A 4,844-nucleotide genomic window follows, 5' to 3' on the forward strand; every position below is an offset into this window, starting at 1 on the left:
TTCCAACTGGTCAAACGCTATGTTTCCGGTGCGCAGACATGGACGCGCGCAATTTCCAAGCCAGTCGCGGGCAGTCTGCGCATCGGTTTCGACGGCACCGAACAGGCCAGCGGCTGGTCGGTCGACATAACGACAGGTGGCGTCACCTTCGGCACTGCGCCGGGCTCTGGCGTCACCCTCACCGCAAGCTTCGAGTTCGACGTGCCCGTGCGCTTCGACACGGACGTGCTCGATGTGACGCACGACCTCGAGCGCCTGGGCTCGATCACCTCCATCCCTCTCCTGGAGATCCGACGATGAACGATACCGGCAGCTTCATGGCGGCTGTCCTGCGCGAACTTGCGGCCTCAACCGCCGTGATCCTGGCCGCCTGGGGCGCGCTTGGCGGGGCGACCAATGCGCTGACCACAAAGATGCGCCTGCGCGATGCCCTCCGGCACATCCTGCTCGGCGGACTGATCGCCGCCGGGATGGGCAGCCTCTCCATGGCGCTGGTGACCAGCTGGCTGGATCTGCCGCCCGAGGCCATCCCGGCCGGGGGCGCCGCAGGATCCGCCGCCTATCTCGTCGGCGTCTTTGGCCCGGCCTTCATTGAAGTCATCCTCGCGCGGCTGCGCGCCGCGACAGGAGGCAACGGCGATCGGGGCAACAATGAGTGAGCTCCTCCGCCTTGCGCGGTTCCTCCGCTGCGTGCCTGTCGACGCCCGGCAGACCTTCATTCACCGCCTGCGCATCGGCCTGGCCGTCGCAGCGCTGATCCTGATCCTTTCTCAACTGGGATAAATCCATGCAGATGACAGACCGGGGCCTGCTGGCCCTCACCCGGCACGAGGGTATCGTGCCGGGACCCTACCTTGATGTCGTAAACGTCTGGACCTTCGGCGTCGGCCATACGGCTGCGGCCGGTCCCCCCGATCCGGCCAAGATGCCCCGTGGCATGCCAGCAGACCTTGAAGCCGGACTCCGCGAGGCGTTCCAGATCTTCCGCGCGGATCTGGCACGTTACGAGGCCGACGTCCGGCGCGCGGTGAAGGTGCCCCTCGCGCCCCATGAATTCGATGCGCTGGTCTCGTTCCACTACAATACCGGCGGCATCGCACGGGCGACACTGACGCGCCACCTGAACGCAGGTGACCGCGACGCAGCCGCCGGGGCCTTCCTGAACTGGCGCAAGCCCGCCGCGATCATACCGCGCCGGGAAGCGGAGCGGGATCTCTTCCGGGATGGTCGCTATCCCGGCGGGACGATCCCGGTCTGGGCGGTCGACCGGCACGGTCGGGTGGATTTCTCCCGCCCGCTCCGGCAGCTGACCGAGGATGAGGCGCTGGCACTCTTGCGGTCCAAACGGACGGGATCCTCAGGTTCTCAGCCCGCAACGCCATCGGCAACGCCATCGGCAACGCCATCGGCAACGCCATCGGCATCGGCATCGGCATCCAAAGATCAACCCAGCTGGCTCGCCCGGCTGATCAGCTTCTTTTCAACCCTGAACCGGAAAGCCTGATCCATGCGCTACATCCGACCCAATTCCCTGACTTGGTGGGCGGGCATGCTTGCCGTTCTGACCGGTGCGGCCGCCACGGCGCTCCCCGCCACAGGTGCATTCAGCGAGCTCGCCCGGCTTGTCGCCCTGCTGGCGGGCTCGGGCGATGCCTCCCCGGCCGGGTTGATCTTCCTCGGACTTGGCCTGATCGGCCTGCGCGACCGGATCGAACGCGGGTTCCAGGGCCATGGCTGATCTCCTGACATTGATCGTAACCGCCGTCACAACCCTGGCGGTCCTTGCCGGACTTCTCTGGCGGGCAAGACACTGGGGCGCCGCCAAGGAACGCAGCCGACAGGCGCGGCGGGACCGCGACGCCGCAGAAGCAACCAAACGGAGGATGGAGGATGCAACGGCTGATCTGGGCAATGATCCCGATGTGCTTCGCGATTGGCTGCGCACCCGTGGCCGTGAGTGAAGCCGCGCTTTGTGCTGGACTTGCAGGCCCCGTGACAACCCACGCCAAAGCGCTCGCTGATGACGGTGGGCCGCGCTCGGTTACGACCGGCGCGCATCTGATCCGCCTGATCGATGCAGGCTGCGGGAGGCCGCGATGAAGTCCCTCGACCCTGCGTTTCAGGCCCATCTCGACGAGGGTACAACGACGCTTTGCTGGTGCTGGCGCATCCTGCGCGCGGATGGCATGAGCCTTGGCTTTACCGATCATGATGTTACTTTCAGCTTTGACGGCACCGGTTTCGAGCCCGAAAGCGGGCTGACAGCCTCCGAGATCCGTTCGGGCTCTGACCTGTCGGTCGATGCCCAGGACGCCGAAGGCGTGCTGAGTTCCGACAGGATCACCGAGACCGATATCCTCGACGGCCGCTGGGACAATGCGGAGGTCGAGGTCTGGCGGGTGAACTGGGTCAACACAGGCCAGCGGGCCCTGTTGCGTCGCGGTGCCATCGGCCAGATCCGGCGCGGGCGGCTCGCCTTCGTCGCCGAGGTGCGCTCACTTGCCCATGTGCTTGGCCAGACCGTCGGACGGACGTTTCAGGCGACTTGCGACGCGGCAGTTGGCGACGGGCGCTGCAGTGTCGATCTCGACGCGGCCGCCTTCAAGGGCACGGGCGCCGTGATCGATCTCCTGCGGGACCGGACCTTCACCGCCTCGGAACTGGGTGGCTTTACCGCGGGATGGTTCACCTTCGGCACGCTGGACTGGACGAGCGGGGCCAACGCGGGGCGGCGCGCCGAGATCATCACGCATGACGTGACCGACGGCATTGCGGTGCTGACATTGCTGGAAGCGCCGGTGCGACCGATCGTGGAGGCTCACACCTTCACCATCCGCGCAGGCTGCGACAAGCGCCTGGAAACCTGCGGCGCAAAGTTCGCCAATACCGCCAACTTCCGCGGTTTCCCACACATCCCGGGTCAGGATGCCGTGCTGCGATACGCCACCAAGGACGGCGGACATGAGGGAGCCGTGCTGTGAACGTCGTTTCCAGCGGGAACGACGGGCGGCAGTGCATCGCATCGCGATGCGTGAGAGCCAGCACCGACCCCGAGCGTGTCATCGCAATCGCACGCTCCTGGCTGGGCACGCCCTATCATGATCAGGCGAGCCTGCGCGGCGTCGGCTGCGACTGCCTCGGGCTGGCGCGCGGGGTGTGGCGCGAGGTCGTCGGCCCTGAGCCATTTCCGATCCCGCCCTACAGCCGGGACTGGGGTGAGACCGGCCCGCGCGAGGTCCTCGCCGAGGGCGCCAGGCGCATGATGATCGAGCGTCCGCATGCAGAGGTCGGTCCCGGCGCGCTGGTCCTCTTCCGCATGACGCCGCGCGCCATCGCAAAACACGTCGGCATCCTCACCGGGCCCGACACATTCCTCCACGCCTATGAGCGCCTCGGCGTCATCGAGGAGCCGCTGACACCCGCCTGGCGGCGGCGCGTCGCCTTCGCCTTCCTTTTTCCGGATCCGACCTGACTTATGGCCACGCTTGTTCTCGGGGCCGTCGGCTCGGCCATTGGCGGCAGCATCGGCGGGGCGATCTTCGGCGTCAGCGCCGCCACGATCGGCGGATTTGTCGGCTCGACCCTCGGCTCGGCGGTCGACAGTTGGATCGTGTCGTCACTCACCCCTGCCCAGCGGATCGAAGGCGCCCGGCTGGATACATTGCGCATCACCTCTTCGACCGAGGGCGCGGTCATCCCGCGGCTTTATGGGCGCATGCGCATTGGCGGCAATATCATCTGGGCCACGGATTTCCGCGAGCGCAAGAAGACCTCCACTCAAGGCGGCGGCAAAGGTGGGGGCGGACCAAAGGTCAAGACCACCGAGTATCTCTACTACGCGAGTTTCGCGGTGGCACTCTGCGAAGGACCCATCACCGGCATCGGACGCATCTGGGCCGACGGCAAGCTTCTGGATACCTCCGGCCTGACCTGGCGCTGGTATCCCGGTGACGAGATCCAGACGGCAGATCCCTTCATCACTGCGACTATGGGGGCCGAGAACACACCGGCCTATCGCGGCACCGCCTATATTGTCTTCGAGGACCTCCCACTGGCAAACTTCGGCAACCGCCTGCCGCAGCTATCCTTCGAGGTCTTCCGCCCCCTTGGCGGCGAGGACGGTGCGGAAAACCTGATCCGGGCCGTCACCCTGATCCCCTCGGCGGGAGAATTTGTCTACGCCACCACGCCGATCCGCAAGGGAGCGCTTGGTACAACCCGGTCCGAGAATGTCCACGCCCGGGCTGACGCCTCGGATCTCACCGTGGCGTTGGACCAGCTGCAGGCAGCCTTGCCCAATCTCGAAAGCGTCAGCCTCGTCGTCTCCTGGTTCGGCGACGATCTGCGCGCAGGCCACTGCCAGATCCGGCCTTGTGTCGAGACCGGGGAGAAGACCACAACCCCGCAGGCCTGGCGGGTCAACGGGCTGGACCGCGCCAATGCCCCGCTTGTCAGCCGCGATGCGCAGGACCGCCCAGTCTTTGGCGGCACGCCAGAGGATGTCTCCGTCATCGAGGCGATCCGCGAGATCAAGGCGCGCGGCTGGCGCGTCACCTTCTATCCCTTCCTGCTGATGGATGTGCCATCGGGCAATACGCTGCCGACCCCCTATTCCGACGACGCATCCGCCATCGGCCAGCCCGCGCTTCCCTGGCGCGGCCGGATCACCTGTGCACCTGCGGCCGGGTTTGCTGGAACGGTCGACCTGACCGCAGCAGCCGCGACACAGGTCGATGCATTCTTCGGCGGCGCCAACTTGTCCAACTTTGCGGTCACCGGCGAGGATGTCGCCTGGACCGGCAGCGCAGACTGGGGGCTGCGTCGCATGATCCTGCACTATGCAC

8 protein-coding genes and 1 pseudogene are annotated in these 4,844 nt (G+C 66.5%); all 9 read left to right on the forward strand.

The window, feature by feature from the left end; translation table 11 throughout:
- The coding region (locus CHB90_RS25470) for a DUF2460 domain-containing protein (RefSeq protein ID WP_170941191.1) at window positions 1-300 on the forward strand (300 nt) is incomplete at its 5' end.
- Window positions 297-659 (forward strand): hypothetical protein, encoded by a 363-nt coding sequence (locus CHB90_RS25475; RefSeq protein WP_089280498.1) that lies wholly within the window; start codon window positions 297-299, stop codon window positions 657-659. The genes CHB90_RS25470 and CHB90_RS25475, both read left to right, overlap by 4 nt.
- A complete protein-coding gene (locus CHB90_RS27410) occupies window positions 652-783 on the forward strand; it encodes a hypothetical protein (protein ID WP_281256124.1) in 132 nt (43 codons plus the stop codon). The genes CHB90_RS25475 and CHB90_RS27410 overlap by 8 nt, the downstream gene beginning before the upstream one ends.
- Window positions 784-787: 4 nt before the next feature.
- Complete coding sequence (locus tag CHB90_RS25480; protein ID WP_089280499.1) at window positions 788-1,504, forward strand: lysozyme; 717 nt, start codon at window positions 788-790, stop codon at window positions 1,502-1,504.
- A gap of 3 nt (window positions 1,505-1,507) precedes the next feature.
- Window positions 1,508-1,738, forward strand: coding sequence for a hypothetical protein (locus tag CHB90_RS25485; protein ID WP_089280500.1), 231 nt, complete (start codon window positions 1,508-1,510; stop codon window positions 1,736-1,738).
- On the forward strand, window positions 1,731-1,961 hold the full coding sequence (locus CHB90_RS25490) for a hypothetical protein (RefSeq protein ID WP_089280501.1): 231 nt from the start codon (window positions 1,731-1,733) through the stop codon (window positions 1,959-1,961). Before CHB90_RS25485 ends, CHB90_RS25490 begins: the two co-directional genes overlap by 8 nt.
- Before the next feature lie 135 nt (window positions 1,962-2,096).
- Window positions 2,097-2,981, forward strand: a complete 885-nt coding sequence (locus CHB90_RS25495) for a DUF2163 domain-containing protein (RefSeq protein WP_089280502.1) — start codon at window positions 2,097-2,099, stop codon at window positions 2,979-2,981.
- A 50-nt stretch (window positions 2,982-3,031) separates the two neighbouring features.
- On the forward strand, window positions 3,032-3,472 hold the full coding sequence (locus CHB90_RS25500; protein ID WP_089280504.1) for an NlpC/P60 family protein: 441 nt from the start codon (window positions 3,032-3,034) through the stop codon (window positions 3,470-3,472).
- Window positions 3,473-3,475: 3 nt separating this feature from the next.
- Window positions 3,476-4,844 (forward strand): annotated as a pseudogene (locus CHB90_RS25505) (baseplate multidomain protein megatron); the annotation flags it as partial.

It is taken from the genome of Antarctobacter heliothermus (genome assembly GCF_900188425.1).
GTDB lineage: Bacteria > Pseudomonadota > Alphaproteobacteria > Rhodobacterales > Rhodobacteraceae > Antarctobacter > Antarctobacter heliothermus.

Bases quoted from the DNA above. Each gene is read 5' to 3' on its own strand.
- CHB90_RS25475 (WP_089280498.1), top strand. From the start codon at position 297: ATGAACGATACCGGCAGCTTCATGGCGGCTGTCCTGCGCGAACTTGCG.
- CHB90_RS27410 (WP_281256124.1), top strand. From the start codon at position 652: ATGAGTGAGCTCCTCCGCCTTGCGCGGTTCCTCCGCTGCGTGCCTGTC.
- CHB90_RS25480 (WP_089280499.1), top strand. From the start codon at position 788: ATGCAGATGACAGACCGGGGCCTGCTGGCCCTCACCCGGCACGAGGGT.
- CHB90_RS25485 (WP_089280500.1), top strand. From the start codon at position 1,508: ATGCGCTACATCCGACCCAATTCCCTGACTTGGTGGGCGGGCATGCTT.
- CHB90_RS25490 (WP_089280501.1), top strand. From the start codon at position 1,731: ATGGCTGATCTCCTGACATTGATCGTAACCGCCGTCACAACCCTGGCG.
- CHB90_RS25495 (WP_089280502.1), top strand. From the start codon at position 2,097: ATGAAGTCCCTCGACCCTGCGTTTCAGGCCCATCTCGACGAGGGTACA.